General features: G+C 64.4%; 16 protein-coding genes. 4 read left to right on the top strand and 12 right to left on the bottom strand.

Going from position 1 to position 16,596, the window contains the following annotated elements; genetic code table 11:
• Positions 1-641: 641 nt before the first annotated feature.
• The 10 genes from tpiA to HOLFODRAFT_RS0204300 all read right to left on the bottom strand — a co-directional run bounded on the left by tpiA (position 642) and on the right by HOLFODRAFT_RS0204300 (position 10,890).
• The gene (gene tpiA / locus HOLFODRAFT_RS0204345; protein WP_005032333.1) at positions 642-1,382 is read right to left on the bottom strand and encodes a triose-phosphate isomerase; all 741 of its coding nucleotides are present in this window, start codon (positions 1,380-1,382) and stop codon (positions 642-644) included.
• 14 nt (positions 1,383-1,396) lie between these two features.
• Positions 1,397-2,596: a phosphoglycerate kinase gene (locus HOLFODRAFT_RS0204340; RefSeq protein WP_005032335.1), complete on the bottom strand. Its 1,200-nt coding sequence runs from the start codon at positions 2,594-2,596 to the stop codon at positions 1,397-1,399.
• 34 nt (positions 2,597-2,630) lie between these two features.
• A complete protein-coding gene (locus tag HOLFODRAFT_RS0204335) occupies positions 2,631-3,362 on the bottom strand; it encodes a class I SAM-dependent methyltransferase (protein WP_005032337.1) in 732 nt (243 codons plus the stop codon).
• A 173-nt stretch (positions 3,363-3,535) separates the two neighbouring features.
• Positions 3,536-4,900: a TldD/PmbA family protein gene (locus HOLFODRAFT_RS0204330; RefSeq protein ID WP_005032339.1), complete on the bottom strand. Its 1,365-nt coding sequence runs from the start codon at positions 4,898-4,900 to the stop codon at positions 3,536-3,538.
• 414 nt (positions 4,901-5,314) lie between these two features.
• Positions 5,315-5,833, bottom strand: coding sequence for a macro domain-containing protein (locus HOLFODRAFT_RS0204325; RefSeq protein ID WP_005032341.1), 519 nt, complete (start codon positions 5,831-5,833; stop codon positions 5,315-5,317).
• Between the two features lie 132 nt (positions 5,834-5,965).
• Positions 5,966-8,038 (bottom strand): dephospho-CoA kinase, encoded by a 2,073-nt coding sequence (gene coaE / locus HOLFODRAFT_RS0204320; RefSeq protein ID WP_005032344.1) that lies wholly within the window; start codon positions 8,036-8,038, stop codon positions 5,966-5,968.
• 23 nt (positions 8,039-8,061) lie between these two features.
• Positions 8,062-9,027, bottom strand: a complete 966-nt coding sequence (locus HOLFODRAFT_RS0204315) for a zinc transporter ZntB (RefSeq protein WP_005032346.1) — start codon at positions 9,025-9,027, stop codon at positions 8,062-8,064.
• 3 nt (positions 9,028-9,030) lie between these two features.
• On the bottom strand, positions 9,031-10,044 hold the full coding sequence (locus tag HOLFODRAFT_RS0204310) for a guanosine monophosphate reductase (protein WP_026939038.1): 1,014 nt from the start codon (positions 10,042-10,044) through the stop codon (positions 9,031-9,033).
• Positions 10,045-10,049: 5 nt separating this feature from the next.
• Positions 10,050-10,661, bottom strand: a complete 612-nt coding sequence (locus tag HOLFODRAFT_RS19280; RefSeq protein WP_005032351.1) for a hypothetical protein — start codon at positions 10,659-10,661, stop codon at positions 10,050-10,052.
• 37 nt (positions 10,662-10,698) lie between these two features.
• Positions 10,699-10,890 carry a hypothetical protein gene (locus HOLFODRAFT_RS0204300; protein WP_005032354.1) on the bottom strand — a complete coding sequence of 64 codons (192 nt, stop codon included), beginning with the start codon at positions 10,888-10,890 and terminating at the stop codon, positions 10,699-10,701.
• Positions 10,891-10,947: 57 nt separating this feature from the next.
• On the opposite strand from HOLFODRAFT_RS0204300, the gene HOLFODRAFT_RS19275 reads away from it, so the two are divergent.
• Genes HOLFODRAFT_RS19275 through HOLFODRAFT_RS19270 form a run of 3 tightly spaced genes read left to right on the top strand, consistent with a single transcriptional unit; the run spans position 10,948 to position 13,076 of the window.
• Complete coding sequence (locus HOLFODRAFT_RS19275; protein ID WP_005032356.1) at positions 10,948-11,556, top strand: NUDIX hydrolase; 609 nt, start codon at positions 10,948-10,950, stop codon at positions 11,554-11,556.
• A gap of 27 nt (positions 11,557-11,583) precedes the next feature.
• Positions 11,584-12,081 (top strand): YajQ family cyclic di-GMP-binding protein, encoded by a 498-nt coding sequence (locus HOLFODRAFT_RS0204290; RefSeq protein WP_005032357.1) that lies wholly within the window; start codon positions 11,584-11,586, stop codon positions 12,079-12,081.
• 2 nt (positions 12,082-12,083) lie between these two features.
• A complete protein-coding gene (locus HOLFODRAFT_RS19270) occupies positions 12,084-13,076 on the top strand; it encodes a polyprenyl synthetase family protein (protein WP_005032359.1) in 993 nt (330 codons plus the stop codon).
• A gap of 435 nt (positions 13,077-13,511) precedes the next feature.
• On the opposite strand, the gene HOLFODRAFT_RS24770 is transcribed toward HOLFODRAFT_RS19270, so the two are convergent.
• Together HOLFODRAFT_RS24770 and HOLFODRAFT_RS19265 are read right to left on the bottom strand one after the other, a co-directional pair.
• Positions 13,512-14,057, bottom strand: coding sequence for a hypothetical protein (locus tag HOLFODRAFT_RS24770; protein WP_005032361.1), 546 nt, complete (start codon positions 14,055-14,057; stop codon positions 13,512-13,514).
• Positions 14,058-14,222: 165 nt separating this feature from the next.
• Entirely contained in the window at positions 14,223-14,873 is a 651-nt protein-coding gene (locus tag HOLFODRAFT_RS19265) for a TetR/AcrR family transcriptional regulator (RefSeq protein WP_005032364.1), read from the bottom strand.
• Between the two features lie 123 nt (positions 14,874-14,996).
• Here HOLFODRAFT_RS19265 and HOLFODRAFT_RS19260 point away from each other — a divergent pair, with 123 nt between their 5' ends.
• Positions 14,997-16,595 (top strand): B12-binding domain-containing radical SAM protein, encoded by a 1,599-nt coding sequence (locus tag HOLFODRAFT_RS19260; protein WP_005032366.1) that lies wholly within the window; start codon positions 14,997-14,999, stop codon positions 16,593-16,595.
• Position 16,596 lies beyond the last annotated feature (1 nt).

The following is a 16,596-nucleotide window of genomic DNA, read 5'->3' as shown; positions in this document are numbered from 1 at the left end:
CGAAGCCCTGCTATGACGCCAACTCGGTCCAAGCCCCTGCCGGGACTGTCGGGCTCAGCAGTCAGCAATCCCTGGGCGACAGGGGACCTGGCGTCCCCAAAAGTGGATCAGCAGGCGCGATTTCCCCATAGCCCTCGCCCAACTCCCCCGCCGCTCCGGGCTTGTTCAACACCGCATTTCATCGGTGGGGGCTCCGTCTACCTGAGGCAGCCTCGCCCACGCCCCACCGACGAAATGCTCACTGTTTTCATCCTGCCTATCCTGTTCAGATGTTTTCCCGATTATCAGCTTGCTTCAGTCAAACTCAAGGGCTTGGAATGCCTCTCGGCAGGCCCCGAAATGACAAGAGATCAGCCAGGATGAAGGGGGTGAAGAGTGACTTCGAGCCCCGGATTGTGACTCGGGAAGGCTGATAACCTGGAAGATTTTCAACAGGATAGACAGGATGGCCAGGATGAAAGCAGAAGGATAATGGGCTGGCTGTAAAAGGGGCAATCACAATTCTTGGAAAAAAGGCTTACATAAAGCCAATGGCTTGCCTGGTAGAAACCAAAGGCACCAAGAACGAGGAAAAGAACGGAAAGAACAAGGATCTTTCTTGATCTTTTCTTCGAGTCTTGGTGCCTTGGCGGTGGCTCTTTTCAGCTCGCCTGCGCCTGCTGCACGAGCTTGAGGAACTTCTCGGGTACGAGGCTGGCGCCGCCCACGAGGCCGCCGGCCACGTCGGGGATGGTCAGCAGTTCTTCGAAGTTGTCGGGGGTCACGCTGCCGCCGTAGAGGATGGGGACCTCCTTGCCGGCTTCGCCCAGGAGGCGCACCACCTCTTCGCGGATGAATGCGTGGACCTCGCGCACCTGCTCAGGGGTGGCCACCTTGCCGGTGCCGATGGCCCAGACTGGCTCGTAGGCCAGCCAGAGGGGGCCTGCGCCGACCTCGGGGAGGATGGAGAGCTGCTGGCGCAGGACTTCCAGGGTCTGGTTGGCTTCCCGCTGGGCCAGGGTCTCGCCGATGCAGAGCAGGGGCAGGAGCTCGTTTTCGCGGGCGGCCCTGATCTTGGGAACCAGGGTGGCCTCGGTCTCGCCGTTGTACTGTCGGCACTCGCTGTGGCCCAGGATCACGCCATCACATCCGGAATCCTGGATCTGGGGCATGGAGACCTCGCCGGTGAAGGCGCCCTTGGCCTCGGCGTGGCCGTTCTGGGCGAAGACCTTCGCCCCGGAGGTGGCCACCCGGTTCTTGACGGCCCGGATCAGGGGGAAGGAAGGGGCGATGCCCACCTCCACCCTGCCCTTGGGCTTGTAGGCCTTGAGAAAGGCCTCGCAGAATGCCGCGGCATCCTTGCGGAGCAGGTTCATCTTCCAGTTGGCGACAACAATCTTCATGGGGACTCCTGTGATCAGAGGGCCAGGGCGGCGACGCCCGGGAGTTCGAGGCCGGAAAGGTATTCCAGGCTGGCGCCGCCTCCGGTGGAGACGTGGCTCATGCGGGGGGAGACCCCGGCCTTGTTGGCGGCGCTCACGCTGTCGCCGCCACCCACCACCACGAAGGCCCCCTTGTCGGCGCAGGTGGCCATGTGCTCGGCGATGGCCAGGGTGCCTGCGGCAAAGCAGTCCATCTCGAAGACGCCCATGGGGCCGTTCCAGAGGATGGTCTTGGCCTTGCTGAGTTCTTCAGCGAAGAGAGCTACGCTCTCGGGACCGATGTCCAGGCCCATCTGGCCCTCGGGCACCGTCTGGTCCTGGGTGATGGCGCACTGGGCGTCGGGTTTCAGTTCGGCGGCCACCACGTGGTCCAGGGGCAGGAGGATTCTGGTTCCCTTGGCCGTGGCCTCTGTCAGCAGCTGTGCGGCCAGATCCAGCTTGTCGTGCTCGCAGAGGCTTTTCCCGATGCCGATGCCCTGGGCCTTGAGCAGGGTGTAGCTCATGGCACCGCCAATGATGATGGCGTCGGCCTTACCCAGGAAACCCCGGATCAGGTCGATCTTGTCACTCACCTTGGAGCCGCCCATGACCGCCACCAGGGGCTTCTCGGGGGTGTGCAGGATGCGGCCCAGGGCCTTCAGCTCCCGTTCCAGGAGGAAGCCTGCGGCGGTGCGGTCCTTGGGGAAGTCCGCCACCATGCCCGCCACGGAGGCGTGGGCGCGATGGGCGCAGCCAAAGGCGTCGTCCACGTAGGTATCGGCCAGACGGGCCAGGGCCTGGGCGAACTCGGCCCTGTTCTTGGTCTCGCCCTTGTCGAAGCGGAGGTTCTCCAGGAGGAGGACCTGGCCCGGCTCCAGGGCCTTGGCCTCGGCCTCCACCGCTTCGCCGGTGACGCCACTTGCGAGCTTTACGTCCAAACCTGCCTGTTCTTTGAGGTAGGCCGCCACCGGGGCCATGCTGTAGGCCTCTTCATAGCCGATTCCCTCGGGGCGGCCCAGGTGGGAGGCCAGCACCACACTGGCGCCGCCCTCCAGGAGGTGCTTCAGGGAGGCCAGGGTCTCGGTGATGCGGGTGGCATCCGTGATCTTCCCTTCCTTGATGGGCACGTTGAGGTCGGCTCTGAAGAAGACGCGGTGACCCTTCACATCGAGTTCCTGCAAGGTTCTGAAAGCCATTGTTTCCTCCTCAAGATTGGACCCTGAAACCGTATCAGACCCGGGGCCTGTGGAAAATACCGATCCATCGGGGTGATGCGGTCGCGCGGAAGGGCAACCCATCATAGTCTCCCACTTCGCCGACGAGGGAAAGCCCGCAATCCCGGGCCATGGCCACCAGTTCCATCGGGTCGTAGACCCGTACGGATTCCTTCGCTTCCCGGATGTTCCCCGTGTCCAGGTGGGTCAGTTGGATGCGCTTGACGACTCTGGGCCCCTCCAGGTTGCGGCGGATGTGGATGCGGTAGCCGGACCGCTCCTCCCGTTCCTCCGGCACCAGATCCCGGCGCACGAGGTGGGCATTCATGAAGTCCAGGAGCAGGATGCCCCCGGGGCGGAGCAGGCGGGCGATGCGGGCCATGAGTGCTCGATTCTGCGCCTCGTCGAAGTACCCGAAGGGGGTGAACCAGAGGCAGACGCCCCACAGGCTCCCGTCCTTCACGGGAATGGCGCGCATATCTCCCCGCAGGAGCCAGCCCCGCAGCTCTTTCGGGGCCGCTTCCAGGAGGGTGGCGGAGAGGTCCAATCCGAAGGCCAGGGGGTTGTGCCTGCGCAGGGCCGCCAAGTGCCGCCCGCCGCCGCAGCCCAGATCCATGACTGGTCCTTTCCCCAGTTCCGGTGCGAGTCGCAGGGCTGTCTTCACGGCACGTACCGCCTCCCCCTCGTCGCGGTGGGCGTAGAGGGCTGCGTAGTCGGAATCGAACCAGCTGGAGAACCAGTCAGACATGGGGGGATTCTTTCACGATGCAAAGGAGGCTGGCTTTCACCTTTGTGTTTATCCTGCCAATCCTGTCCATCTTGTTTAATGCTGTTTTTGAACAGGATAGGCAGGATGCACAGGATGAAATGAAGGTTCTGGTTGAAGCTTGGAGTGCTGCCTGTCTGAAAACACTGCAGGCGCTAGGCGCCGCCCAGGGCCATCTCCTCCAGCAGGATCGACAGCCCGGCCTGGCTGCCGTACCAGCGGAGGTCGCTGCCCAGGGCTGAGATGCGGGTGAGGAAGTCCCGGAGGTTTCCGGCGATGGTCAGACGGTCCACGCTTTCCGCCAGTTCACCGTTCCGGATCCGGACGCCGCTGGCCCCCACGCTGAGATCGCCGGAGACGGGATCCACGGTGTGCAGCCCCATGATCTCGGTGATGAGGACGCCGTTCCCTGCCAGGGAGTAAAGCTGCTCCGGCGTCTGGCTCCCGGCCTTTGGGAAGAGGTTGAAGGTGGTCACGCCGGGGTTGCTGCCCAGGCCCCGGCCTGCGGTGCCCGTGGGGGCCACGCCCATCTCGGCGGCGGTCTTGAGGGTGTGGAGGTAGGTCTGGAGCACGCCGTCCTGGATCAGGACATTACGGCGGGTGGGCAGGCCTTCTCCGTCCCAGGGCTCGCTGCCCAGGCCCTCCGGGAGCCGTCCGTCGTCCACCAGGCTCAGGAGAGGAGAGGCGATCAGCTGCCCCAGCTTGCCCGCAAAGAGGCTTCGCTGCTTGAGGACGGACTCGGCGGAAAGCATCCCGGCGATGATCCCCAGGAGGTCCACGGCCACCTCGGGGTGCAGGACCACGGGGTATTTCCCAGCGGGGAGCGCCTGGGGACGGAGCTTGCGTTCGCCCTTGAGGGCGGCCTCGCGGCCGATGGCCTCCAGGCTGAAGGCGTCGGGGTGACGGCCCACATCGTAGTGCCAGGATGCCTGACGGTCGCCCTCCTCCTCCACGGCAAGCTCGATGGAGGCGCTGCAGGAGGAGCCCAGGTCGTAGGCCCGGACCCCGCGCTGGGTCAGGAGCAGGGAGACGCCCGCGCCATCGGACCAGGAGGCATCCCGCACGGCGCAGACCTTGGTGGATGCTTTCCGGGCTTCGGCTTCGAGGGTCAGGGCCCGCTGGATGCGCTCCTCGGAGCTGAGGGCCTCGGCCCGGGGATCATAGCGCTCGGGGAGATCGTCCACGCCGGAGGGATCCGCCTGCCGCAGCCAGGGATCGTTGTCCCCCAGGGCCGCCAGATCCCAGGCCTGCTGGAAGACCTCCCGGTAGTCGACCCGCTGGAGGTCCGTCGTGGTGGCGAGCCCGGCCCGGCCCCCCCGCAAGACCCTGATTCCCAGGCCGCCCCGCTTGCTGGACGTGAGGTCCTCCAGGACGCCGTTGCGGACCTTGGCCCGGCGGCTGCGGGACACGGTGAGGAAGGCCTCGGCGCCCTCGGCCCCCAGGGCCATGGCGTGGCGGATGCCCTCCTGCAGGCGATCTTCGAGGGAGGGTTGGATGAACTGGGCGAAGATAGGGTTCATGTTTTGAGCTCGAATCTGTTTGGTGAATCTTACTGGTACGGCTTCAGGTCTTTCCCGAATATCGGTTTTGCGCAGCCTAAAAAGACATGAGCTGGGATGTCCGGGATGAAAGGGATGAAAAACATCTGACAGGAGGTTCGGTGCTCTGGCCAGGTTCCGGAATGGCAAGGGGGCTATGGCATACTGGCGTGCCTCCGCCCCCTTGCCCTTCCGGAACGCGCGCGGCTTTGCCGCGCGCCCCCGCAAAGCGGGGCGGGCCAGAGCGCCTCCGTGGACCATCGTTGCCCGCTGATTGCTTTATCCTGTTCATCCATTTCATCCCAGCTGATTCTGTTTTTCGGGGCCCGCCAAAAGTCCTCCCAGCCCCTCGGCCTTGGCTGAAGCAATCCGATAACCGGGAAGTCTTTTCCCACATCACGGCAGCGCGGCCTTCAGCGCCTTCTGGTACGCCTGGAAGGTGTCCGTGTCGTAGCAGACCAGGACCACCTGATTGGGGTATTCGTGGCGATCCAGGAAGTTGAGGATGGTGCCCACGGCCACTGGGGCCGCTTCGTGGAGGGGGATCTGGGGCAGGCGTCCGGCGCCCAGGCTGGGGAAGGCAAGGCTGGACACGCCGCGCACCTCCGCCAGGCGGAGGGCGTTCTCGTAGCATGAGGCCAGGGCCTCGCGCTCCCCCTGGTTGCCGTCCAGCCAGGTGGGCGCCACGGTATGGATCACCAGTCTGGCAGGCAATCCGTGGCCGCTCGTGAGGCGGGCTTCCCCCACTGGGCAGTTACCCACCAGCTCGCACTCCATGGTGAACTCAGGGCCAGCGGCCTTGTGGACAGCCTGATGGACAGGACCTCCGTCCAGCATTGTCGTATCCGTGGAGTTGACGATGGCGTCCATCTCCATGGTGGTGATGTCGCCGAGCTGCAGCTTGAAGCGGATCATGACACCTCCAGGAGGGTAGATTCGATGACCCCGAGGGTATCTTCGTCGAAGGCTACCATCAGAATGCTGTCCGCATTCCATTCCGGGCCGTGAAATCCCGAACTTCCCGGATGGCGGCGATGTTGTGTTTCATCAAGCCTCTCCCTGGCTCGCGGTGCCTCCTACCACCAGGGCGGGGCAGAGGATCGTGGGCAGAGCGTCGCTGACGGGAACGCCCTGCCCATCCTTTCCGCAGGTGCCGATATCGAAGTGATTGAGATCGTTGCCGATGCGGGTGATGTCCCGGAGCACTTCGGGGCCGCAACCGCTGAGAGTGGCGTTCTTGACGGGAAACTGGGCCTCGCCCTTCTCCACCCAGTAGCCCTCGGTGACCTGGAAGACGAAGTTGCCGGTGACCGTGTCAACCTGGCCACCCCCCATGCGCTTCACCAGCAGGCCCTTGTCCAGGTCCCGGAGGATGCTTTCGGGGCTTTCGGTGCCAGGGGCCAGGAAGGTGTTCCGCATCCGGGGAATGGGCAGGTGCCTGTAGCTCTCCCGGCGACCGTTGCCGGATGGGGTGGTCGCCATCTTCCGGGCGGTCTTCCGGGACTGGAGATAGGCCTTGAGGACGCCATTCTCGATGAGCACCACCCGCTGGGCGGGCTGGCCTTCGTCGTCGATGGCGGAGCTGCCGCGCTTGTGGGGCAGGGTGCCGTCATCGATGATCGTGACGCCTTCTGAGGCCACCCGCTGCCCGAGCTTGCCCGCGAAGGCGCTCATGCCCGCCAGGGCCAGATCCGCCTCAAGCCCATGGCCGCACGCTTCGTGGATCATGGTGCCCCCGGCGCTGGAGCTGAGGATGACCGGGAAGGTCCCGGCGGGGGCCGGACGGGCGCTCAGGGCCTGGATGGCCAGGCGGGTGGCCTCCTTGGCGGTGTAGTCCACCGCATCGTCCGTGAAGAGCTCGAAGCCCCGGGTCTCCCCCAGGGGGTGGTAGCCCATCTGGAGGTTCTCCCCGTCGCCGGCGGTGACGCTCAGGCGCAGGACCCCCTGGGTGCGGCGATCCGAGTTCAGTTCGGCAAGCCACCCCTCGGGGCCGCAGTCCGCCGAGGCGATCCACACGCTCTGGGTGGAGTCCCCGTAGCCCACGGCCACCTGCTTGATGGCCCCGGGCTTGAGGGTTTCGCCGTGACTGCGGGCGATGGCTTCGGCGCGCCGCACCAGGGCCACCTTCTCGGGCAGGGGCACCCTGGAGGGGTCCCGTTCTACGGGGCTGGGGGTCGGGTGCTCCTTGATGGTCAGGGGGGGCAGGGAGGCCGCTTCGCCCTTTCCGGGGGCCGCCAGGGTCTGGGCGGCCTCCAGCAGCTCCTCGAAGCTGGGGGAGATGAGGTCTGCGAAGCGGGTGGCCTCGCCTTCCATCAGGCGCAGGCTCCCCCCGAAGGTCTCACTGGCCAGGACATCCTCCATGCGGCCGTCGTCCATGCCCAGGGCGCAGGCCCGGCGGTGCTCCAGGTAGAGTTCGCCGTAGTCTCCACCCCTGGACAGCAGGGCTCCCAGGATCTGGCCCATCTGCTCGGGGGTGAAGGGTGCGCTCATGCCGTGTCTCCAGCGTTCGGATCTTAGATGCTGCCAGTGTGACAGAAGCTCTGTCTCGGCCTTTTCGAGCTGTGGGGGCAGTTCCCGTCCATCGTTGAGGATGACGGCATCCGCATGGAGCGTCCGTTCCGCCGACTGCACCTGGGTCCGGAGGCGGCGGCGGGCCTCCGTCTCCTCCATCCCGTCCCGTCGGATCATCCGCTGGAGCCGCAGCTCCTCCGGGGCGTCCACCACCCACAGGGCATCGAAGCGGTGGGCCTGCCCGATCTCCACCCAGAGGGCGGCGTCCATGACTACCCCCAGCGTGTCCTCGGGCAGTTGTGCCGCCTCGGCCTCCATGTGGGCCAGGATCCGGGGGTGCAGGAGGGCTTCCAGGCGCCTCCGGCCCCCAGGGTCACTGAAGACTCTGGTTCCGAGGGCGGCCCGATCCAGGGCGCCCTCCGAAAGGATTCCCGGCCCGAAGGCCTCCACCACGGCCTTCAGCCCTTCGGAGCCTGGCTCCACAACCCGCCGGGCGGCTTGATCGGCGTCCAGCACCACCCAGCCCCGCTGGCGCAGGCGTTCCGAGACGAAGGATTTGCCGGAGGCGATGCCGCCGGTGAGACCAAGGATGGGGAAGGGGAAGCGCATACCTCAACTATCGCAACATTCGCTCAGATCCAGCGCTTCTTCCGGAAGATCACGATCTGCACCACGATGACCACCGCCAGCAGGCCCAGAAACTCGAAAAATGCCTTTTCGTTCCGGGAGCCGGGGATGCCGCCGATATTGATGCCCAGGAGTCCCGTGAGGAAGCTCAGGGGCAGGAAGAAGGCCGTGAGGAGCGAAAGGATGTACATGCGGCTGTTGAGCTGCTCTGAATAGCGGTGGGAGAGCTGCTCCTGGATGACCGCGGCCCGGTCCTTGAGGCTGTCCAGATCCTCCAGGTGCCGGATCAGGCGATCCATGGTCTCGTGCAGATCGGCCAGATTCCGGGTAGTGAGGAGGGGGCAGTTCCCGGATCCCAGTTTCATCAGGGCTTCCCGCTGAGGGGCCATGTAGCGGCGGAGCATGAGGGCTTGTCTCCTCATGGTGGAAATCCGGTTCCGGATCTCCGCGTCGCCTTCCTTTTCGACATCCTCTTCGATGGCTGTGGTCAGGTTGTCCAGATCATCCAGGGTGTCCTCAACCCGGGTCGTGAGGCGGTCCACCAGTTCGACGATGAAATCCCCAGGGCTCTTTGGCCCCCTGCCGTGCTGGATCTCAAAGGCGAGCTCCTCCACGGACTGAAGCTTCCTGCGCTGGGTGCTCAGGATCCGCCCCTCCTCGATGCAGACCCGGATGGAGACCATGTCCTCGGGATCGGCACCAGGGTTCAGATTGACGCCCCGGAGTGCCATGACGGCGCTTTCCCCCAGGAAGAGGGTTCGCGGGCGGGTTTCTTCGGCCAGGAGGGCCTCGGAGGCGATGCTGTCCAGCCCGCTTTCCTCCATGAGCCAGCGCTGGGCGTCCGGGTTCGTGTAGTCGAAGTGGAGCCAGATTACGCCCTGCTCAGGATCCCAATCCCGGATCTCGTCTTCCCCCAGGGCACGGGCGCCTCCCTTTCCATCCAGGAGGTAGGCATAGGCGGCAGCGGCCATAGGCTATCGCTCCAGGGTCTTGTGGGGCAGACTCTCGATCCTGCCCGCATGGGAGACCATGACATAGTTGAGCTTGCGCTGGAGTTCCCGGATGGTGTTGGCTCCGGCGTAGGTCAGGCCCGACCGCAGGCCGCCGACGATATCGGCGATGATCTCGTCCTCGTCCTCCCGGCAGGGGACGGTGGTGGCGACCCCCTCCGCCGTCTTCCAGCCGGTGAGGCCCCCCAGGTGATCGTCGGCGGCCTCCTTGCTGGCCATGCCCCGGTAGACCTTGCAGGGGCGGCCGTCCTTGCCGAGGACCGCCTCGCCTGGCGTGGGACGCGTGCCCGCCAGCATCCCTCCGATCATCACGAAGTCCGCGCCGAAGGCCAGGGCCTTGACGATGTCGCCGGGTGTGCGTATCCCGCCGTCCGCCACGATGGAGCGGTCCGCCCTGGCGCACTCCTGGATGGCCGTGAGCTGGGGCACACCGAAGCCTGTCTTGATGCGGGTGGTGCAGACGCTTCCGGGGCCGATGCCCACCTTCACGATGTCGGCCTTCACCGACGCCAGGTAGTCCGCCCCGGCGTAAGTTGCCACGTTGCCCGCCATGATGCAGGCCTCGGGGATCATCTGCCGGATGCGTTTGACCATCTTGCCGACGTATCGGGCGTGGCCATGGGCCACATCCACGCAGAAATAGTCGGCTCCCGCATCGCGAAGGGCCTCCACCCGCTCCATCTCGCCCTCCGCCGTGCCGACTGAGATGAAGGTGGGATGGCTGCAGCGCCGGAACATGGCCAGGTTCTCCTCTACGGAGCAGAAGCGGTGCAGAATGCCGATGCCGCCCTTCCCGCCGATGAAGTTGGCCATGGCGTCCTCGGTGACGGTGTCCATGTTGGCCGTCATCACCGGCAGTCCGAGTTTCAGCCTTCCGCTCTTGTCCGTCACGCTGGTGTCCACCAGCCTTCGGGATTCGTGATGGTTGTAGGCCGGGATCAGCAGGACATCATCAAAGGTGATCGCGGTCTCGGCCATGGGGCTCATCTCACGGGCTGGGGCAGGGGGATGGTGGGAAGAAGCTTCTCGCTGTATGGCACGCCGTTGTAGATCTTGATGTCGGTGGCCATATCCTGGCCCTCGGGCTGGAGATCGGTGCCCAGGCAGACCAGGAAGTAGGAATCCAGCTTGGTGTTGAAGCGCATGGCGGTGTTGCGGCCGTGGCGGACCTCTTCCGTGGGGCGCGAAACGAAGGCCCGGTAGTGGAAGGGGTGTCCCCAGGGCGTTTCCGGCACCTGCTCCAGGTAGTCCGGGGCCAAGACTTTCAGCTCCGTGGGGTACTCGCCGTGCTTCTCCCGGTAGCGGATGAGGGCGTCGGTAGTGCGCTTCATGATGCTGCGAACCTGCCTCTGGCGCTCCTCCAGTTCCCGCTTTACCTGGATCTCGATCAGGAAGACGTCCTGGTGGGCATGCTGGCCCGCAGGGGTGTCCGGGTACTTGGCCGAAAGCTCTTCCATCATGGTCTTGGCTTCCAGGAGCCTGCCCTGCTGGCTCATGGCCACGGCGTCGTCGTAGAGCTTCTGAGGGAGACGGGGATCCTCGGAGCTGCAGGCGGTCAGGAGGGCCAGGATGGCTGCGGTAAATAAGGGGCGCATGGCCGAACCATAGCACCAACCTGCCGCTGGAAAAAGGCTATGCCTTGTCTTCGGGGGCCTCTTTCGGTTCTTCCTGCTCCTCTTCGCGGTCAAAAACCAGGGCGATGTCACTGCGCAATCTGCACTTCAAAGCCTCCCGGCGAACCGGGCAGTAGCTGCAGATGGCCTCGCGGCAGCGAAGCACCTCCCGGCCGTCCGTCAAGCGATGCATTCGGATGCTTACCTTCATGAACCAGCTCCCGTGCTGACTTGGATGCCGGAGGGGCATTGGCGTTAAAGTCAAGGGATGCGACTGCTTGCCACCCACTCCCCCGGCTTCGATCCTGAGACCCCATGGGAGGAGCGCGATTCGAAGACCACCGCCGAATCCAGGCTCTTCAGCCAGATCGCCGCCCGGCGCAGTTCGCCCCACACTTCCCGGGAACATGTCTTCACCCGGCTCATCTGCCCGGACTGGGTCAATGTCATCGCCTTCACCGAGGAGGGGGAATTGCTGGTGGTGGAGCAGTTCCGGCATGGCATCGACGCCTCTACCCAGGAGATCATCGGGGGGGTCTGCGAGGCGGGGGAGGAACCCCTCTGCTCCGCCCAGCGGGAACTGCTGGAAGAGACCGGCTACGCCTCGGAGCGCTGGGTCAGCCTGGGCTTCTGCGAACCCAATCCTGCGGTTCAGAACAATCGCTGCCACTTCTTCCTGGCCCTGGGGTGCCGCTCCGTGGCTCCCCTGGACCTGGACCCCTCGGAGGAGCTGCGGGTCTGGGCCTACCGCTGGGAGGAGTGGCGGGATCGCATGCGTTCCGGCGGCGTCACCCATGCCCTGGTGCTGGCGGCCTTCCTCCGTCTCACCCTATGGGAGGGCTGGGAGGCATTCCGGCACGCTTCCCTGGTAGATTAGATCCATCCAGACGCTAGGGAGGACCGCATGGCCAGTGAATGCTCGTTTGATGTCGTATCCAAGGTGAACATGGACGAGGTGAAAAACTCCATCGTCCAGGCCATGAAGGAGATCGCCCAGCGCTATGACTTCAAGGGCTCCATCTCCGACATCGAGCTCAAGGACGACAGCGTCCTCGCCCTCAAGAGCGATGACGAGGCGAGGCTCACGGCCGTCATCGACGTGCTACAGTCCAAGCTCTTCAAGCGGGGCGTGAGCATCAAGAACCTGGAATACGGCAAGGTCGAGCCCGCCACCAAGGGGACCGTGCGCCAGGAGATCAAGATCCTCCAAGGGGTTCCCGGCGACAAGGCCAAGGCCCTGGTGAAGGTCATCAAGGATGCCAAGCTCAAGGTCCAGGCCTCCATCCAGGGAGATCAGGTGCGGGTCACCGGCAAGAGCAAGGATGACCTCCAGGAGTGCATGGCCCTCCTCAAGAAGAACGACCAGGGGCTGGAGCTCCAGTTCACCAACTTCCGAAGCTAGTGATGAAGAGAATCAGCCTTGCCCGCTACTTCGCCCCCATTCAGTCGAGGCTCTCGGCGGTGGAGGAGGAGCTCAAGCGCACGTTGCAGAGCGACGTGCCCCTGGTGCAGAAGCTGGCGGACCACATCCGGGAAGGACAGGGCAAGCGCCTGCGTCCCGCCCTGGTGCTGCTTTCGAGCCGTTTCTGCGGGCATGACTCGGATCTGGACGTGCGTTTCGGGGCGGTCTTCGAGCTGGTCCACACCGCAACCCTGATCCACGACGATGTGATCGACCACGCCGAGCTCCGGCGTTCCAAGCCCACCCTCAATGCCCTCTGGGGCAACACCTTGACGGTGCTTTTCGGAGACCTGCTCTATCTCCACTCCATGTCCAGTGCCATCCAGGCCAGGTCCTGGCGGATGATGGAGATCTTCGCAGAAGTCACCACCCGCATGATCGAGGGTGAGCTGATCCAGAACCATGTGCTCTTCCGCATGGACACCTCCCGGCAGGACTACTTCGACATCCAGGAGCGTAAGACGGCCCTCCTCTTCTCGGGCTGCACGGAGTCCGGAGCTGTACTGGCGCAGCGTTCCCAGGCTGATTGCGAGGCCATGCGCCACTATGGCCTGGAGGTCGGGCGGGCCTTCCAGCTGGTCGATGACCTTCTGGACTACACCGCCACCAGCGAACAGCTCGGCAAGCCCGCCTTCTCGGATCTGCGGGAAGGCAAGCTGACCCTCCCCATGCTCACCCTGTTGGAGCGGGTTCCCGAAGCCAGGGCCATTGTGGAGCGCATCTGGGCCGCCGGGGAATCCGCTCCCATCTCCCTGGCCGACGAGGCCGAACTCCGGAGCCTCATCCAGAAGCACGATGCCCTCTCCGAGACCCGCGCCCTGGCTCAGGCCGCCAGCCGGGCCGCCGTGGAGGCCCTCGCCGGGGTTCAAGGTGATGCAGGCATCCGCAAGCTCCTGGTGGAAATCCCGGAAGTGCTGCTGGAGCGGAGCAAGTAGGCGACGCTGGAATAAAACCGAAGAAATCCGGGAACGGGAAGGCATTGCGCCCATGATGGGGAAAGACCTGATCCTATGCGGACCGGTGTCGCCCAAGAGGACCTATGTCCAACGATAAGAAACCCAAAAAAGCCAAGCCTCCCGTGGTCCACGGAGCGACGCGAGGAGGAGGGGTCATGGACAGCAAATTGCTGGCACCTGCTGTAAAAACACCTTTAATGCCTGCCAAAAAGAAGAAGTGAACCCCGGATCGGGATGGCGTCCATGGATGGTTGAGGATGCCAATGTTTTGTTGGATGGTTTCCATCCTGTTTATACCCTTTATCCTGGCAAAAAATGAAAAGAAGAGCAGTGGCCAGGATGAAGGGGATTCAGGGGAAAAGGATTGCCAACAATCGATAAATCCAATGGCTATGTCCCCGTTGATCTGGGAACCTAGTGCCATGAATAGCCCAGCTTGATGGAGGCTTCGGCCTGGAGAGGCTCTGGTCGGCAGACCCTGCCGCCTGCGATGGCCTTTCTGTCTCCAGCGACTCGCTGGTGCAGGGCGCACCACGGATTCAAGGTGAATCCCCGCCCCAGTTCGAAGACCCAGCCGCCACCAAGGGTGGCTTGGATACTCTGGAGTCGCACTCTTTCCTGCCGACCTTCCGCTCGCAAACGCTCGTCCCACCGCTCAACCCCGCCGCCGATCCATGGGCCGACAAAGCCGGGGCGCAAGAAATGATCCACGAGGAGTGCTGTCGCCTGGGTGCGTGCCCCTTCCCAGCCCTTGGGTGCAAAGGTATCGGGCAAATGGACCTCCGCCACCACGCCGCGGAACCGCCAATGGCCCCTTCCTGCGGCAAGGGAGCCATACCAGCCTCCGGTTGCCACAGGCAGCACATCGACCTCCGTGCTCCATGAGAGCGGGGTTGGTGGCGCTTGGGCCGACAGGGTCAGGCCGAGGCTCAGGAGTAGCGTGGTGGTGCGACGGGACATTGGGATTCCCTTTCTGGTGAGTCACCAATTGGTGACATTTGGCCTGCGACGGGGCCTGTGAAGGAGGAGGGCAGCAAGGGCCAGATCACGGTCCATCAAGTGCATGAACAGGCATTCACGTGAGTGGTGCGAGGATCCGTGGCGGAACAAACCGGACTGCAAGGCTTATTTGGCGCCCCGATGCGTGCGTGGTTCGACTGGGAATATCCGCTCACAGAGAACATCCAGGGTGGCCTCCAGCCGCTGCCATCCCTCGGGAGAGCTGATGGGAATGCCACTGAAGACATTCACCGTGCGGGAGCGGAGCAGGAGGTGCTGCAGGCCTGCGCCGATGATGGCGGAGAGGGCCGGCAGATCGACTTCCGGGGAGAACATGCCGGTGGGGAGAGCAGCCATCAATTCCTCGGATCGGGTTTCGCGGATCCGCGCCAGAATGCTGGTCAAGGGATGGCGGGTCGTGGCCTCCCAGGCCAGCACCTCAAGGGTCTGGGGACGCTTGCGAAGGGCCTGGATGTGCCGTTTAAGCATGCCGGAAGCAAGGTTGGCGGCATCCTGCTCTGGCTCTTCCCCCAGGGTTTCCGCCACGGTGGGCCAGAAGTTGGGATCCTCCCCCCAGGCCTCCAGCAGGGCATCCATGCCGCCGAAGTACCGGTAGATGAGGACCTTGTCTACACCCGCTTCCCTGGCGACAGCATTCACCCCCAGGGCGCCGAAGCCCTCTCGGACCAGCAGGCGCCCCACCGCTTCAAGGATCAGGGCACGGGTGGCTTCCGCGTCTCGAGCACGAGGAGGGCTTTTCTTGGCTCGGGTTGACATGGGCATCTCCGTGTCTCGACCATAAGTCACCGTATGGTGACTTGTCAAGGAAATCGCCGGGAGGGATCCCGTCCACACCGGGTTCCGATGCCGAAGCGGTTAGGATCGCTGTAAGGCGGAATCATGAAGCTCGTGCTGGCGGCCCTTCACATAGAACCATCTCCCCGGGCCGTGCCCCTGGGGCCTGCCATGCTCGCCTCGGTGCTCAAACAGTCCCTGCCTACAGTCGAGACCCTGGTTCTGGACCTCTTTCTGGCCCAGCCCGCCCGCGAATGTGCTGAGCTGATCCTGGCCTCGGACCCGGAGGCCGTGGGGCTCTCCATCTACGTCTGGAACCGGACTCTCTTCCTGGAGATCGCGGCGATCCTGAAGGCCCGGAAGCCTGGCCTCGTCCTCTTCGCCGGTGGGGCCGAGGCCACGGCGGATCTGGAGGGGATATTGGCAGCTCCCGCCATCGATTTCGTGCTGCCCGGGGAGGGTGAGGCGCTCATCCAGGAGGCCATGGGAAGGCTCCTGGGTGGCGAGGAACTCCCGGTTTCCTTCAAGCCCGCGCCGGTGCCGGACCTGGCCGCACTGCCATCCCCCTACCTGGACGGAACCCTGGACCTGCGGAACTATACCGGGGCCCTCTGGGAACTCTCCCGGGGCTGTCCCTTCAAGTGCGACTTCTGCTTCGAATCCCGGGGCACCGCGGGCATCCGCCGGATCCCCATGGAGCGTGTCGAGGCCGAACTCTCGGTCCTCGCCGCCAGCGGGATCGGCGAAGTCTTCGTCCTGGACCCCACCTTCAACTTCCACAAGCCCCAGGCCAAGGCGATCCTGCGCCTCATTGCGGAACGGGCCCCCCACATCCACTTCTTCTTCGAGATCCGCAGCGAGTTCATCGATCAGGAGATGGCCGAGCTCTTCGCGGGGATCCGCTGCACCCTTCAGATCGGCCTCCAGAGCGCGCGGAACGAGGTGCTCCAGCAGATCAACCGCAGCTTTGATCCGGAGGACTTCGAATCCAAGCTCCTCCTGCTGCATCAGGCTGGGGTTCCCTACGGCTTCGACCTGATCTACGGGCTGCCCGGCGACTCCCTGGAGGGATTCTGCGCCAGTCTGGACTTCGCCATGAGCCTGGTGCCTAACCATCTGGACGTCTTCCGGCTTTCGGTGCTTCCGGGCACCCGCCTGGCGGAGACCGCCTCGAGCCTGGGACTGGAATACGAGGCCTGCAATCCCTACAGCGTCCTCGCCACGCCCGGCTTTCCGCCAGAGGATCTGGCCCGGGCCGGGCAGATCGCCCTGGGCTGTGATGCCTTCTACAACCAGGGCAGGGCCGTGCCCTGGTTCGGGCTCGTCCAGGAGGCCCTGGAGATGCCCGCATCAAGGCTCTTCGAGGCATTTGCCTTGTATATCGAAGGCCGGACTGCCGAGGATCTCACCCTGCTCCAGCGGGATTTCGTCCTCGCCCTCTTCGGGGAAAGGGGTGATGAACTCATGGGGGGGATCGCCGCTGACCTCATCAGCTACTTCGGTTACGCCGGAGAACTGATGGAATCACCGGAGCCCATCGATCGGATCGTGTTCTTCAACCACGATCCGCTGGAGCTCCTGGCCCAGCTCCAGGGTGGGGGGCCAAGCCTGGAGGAACTGGTCTTCAGTCTTCCGGCCCAGCGCTGCCGGGCCCGGCTTTTCGTGCAAGATGGAGAGGTGGACCTGGAGGTCCTGGGGGGATAGC

The sequence above is a fragment of the Holophaga foetida DSM 6591 genome (assembly GCF_000242615.2).
In the GTDB taxonomy this organism is placed as follows: domain Bacteria; phylum Acidobacteriota; class Holophagae; order Holophagales; family Holophagaceae; genus Holophaga; species Holophaga foetida.
This window is presented reverse-complemented; position numbering and strand designations above follow the sequence as displayed.

Coding starts and splice junctions, on each gene's coding strand:
- coaE (WP_005032344.1), bottom strand. CDS start 8,038: ATGCGCTTCCCCTTCCCCATCCTTGGTCTCACCGGCGGCATCGCCTCC.
- HOLFODRAFT_RS19270 (WP_005032359.1), top strand. CDS start 12,084: ATGAAGAGAATCAGCCTTGCCCGCTACTTCGCCCCCATTCAGTCGAGG.
- HOLFODRAFT_RS0204340 (WP_005032335.1), bottom strand. CDS start 2,596: ATGGCTTTCAGAACCTTGCAGGAACTCGATGTGAAGGGTCACCGCGTC.
- HOLFODRAFT_RS0204325 (WP_005032341.1), bottom strand. CDS start 5,833: ATGATCCGCTTCAAGCTGCAGCTCGGCGACATCACCACCATGGAGATG.
- HOLFODRAFT_RS0204315 (WP_005032346.1), bottom strand. CDS start 9,027: ATGGCCGCTGCCGCCTATGCCTACCTCCTGGATGGAAAGGGAGGCGCC.
- HOLFODRAFT_RS19260 (WP_005032366.1), top strand. CDS start 14,997: ATGAAGCTCGTGCTGGCGGCCCTTCACATAGAACCATCTCCCCGGGCC.
- HOLFODRAFT_RS0204335 (WP_005032337.1), bottom strand. CDS start 3,362: ATGTCTGACTGGTTCTCCAGCTGGTTCGATTCCGACTACGCAGCCCTC.
- HOLFODRAFT_RS19280 (WP_005032351.1), bottom strand. CDS start 10,661: ATGCGCCCCTTATTTACCGCAGCCATCCTGGCCCTCCTGACCGCCTGC.
- HOLFODRAFT_RS0204290 (WP_005032357.1), top strand. CDS start 11,584: ATGGCCAGTGAATGCTCGTTTGATGTCGTATCCAAGGTGAACATGGAC.
- HOLFODRAFT_RS0204330 (WP_005032339.1), bottom strand. CDS start 4,900: ATGAACCCTATCTTCGCCCAGTTCATCCAACCCTCCCTCGAAGATCGC.
- HOLFODRAFT_RS0204310 (WP_026939038.1), bottom strand. CDS start 10,044: ATGGCCGAGACCGCGATCACCTTTGATGATGTCCTGCTGATCCCGGCC.
- HOLFODRAFT_RS0204300 (WP_005032354.1), bottom strand. CDS start 10,890: ATGAAGGTAAGCATCCGAATGCATCGCTTGACGGACGGCCGGGAGGTG.
- HOLFODRAFT_RS19275 (WP_005032356.1), top strand. CDS start 10,948: ATGCGACTGCTTGCCACCCACTCCCCCGGCTTCGATCCTGAGACCCCA.
- HOLFODRAFT_RS19265 (WP_005032364.1), bottom strand. CDS start 14,873: ATGTCAACCCGAGCCAAGAAAAGCCCTCCTCGTGCTCGAGACGCGGAA.
- tpiA (WP_005032333.1), bottom strand. CDS start 1,382: ATGAAGATTGTTGTCGCCAACTGGAAGATGAACCTGCTCCGCAAGGAT.
- HOLFODRAFT_RS24770 (WP_005032361.1), bottom strand. CDS start 14,057: ATGTCCCGTCGCACCACCACGCTACTCCTGAGCCTCGGCCTGACCCTG.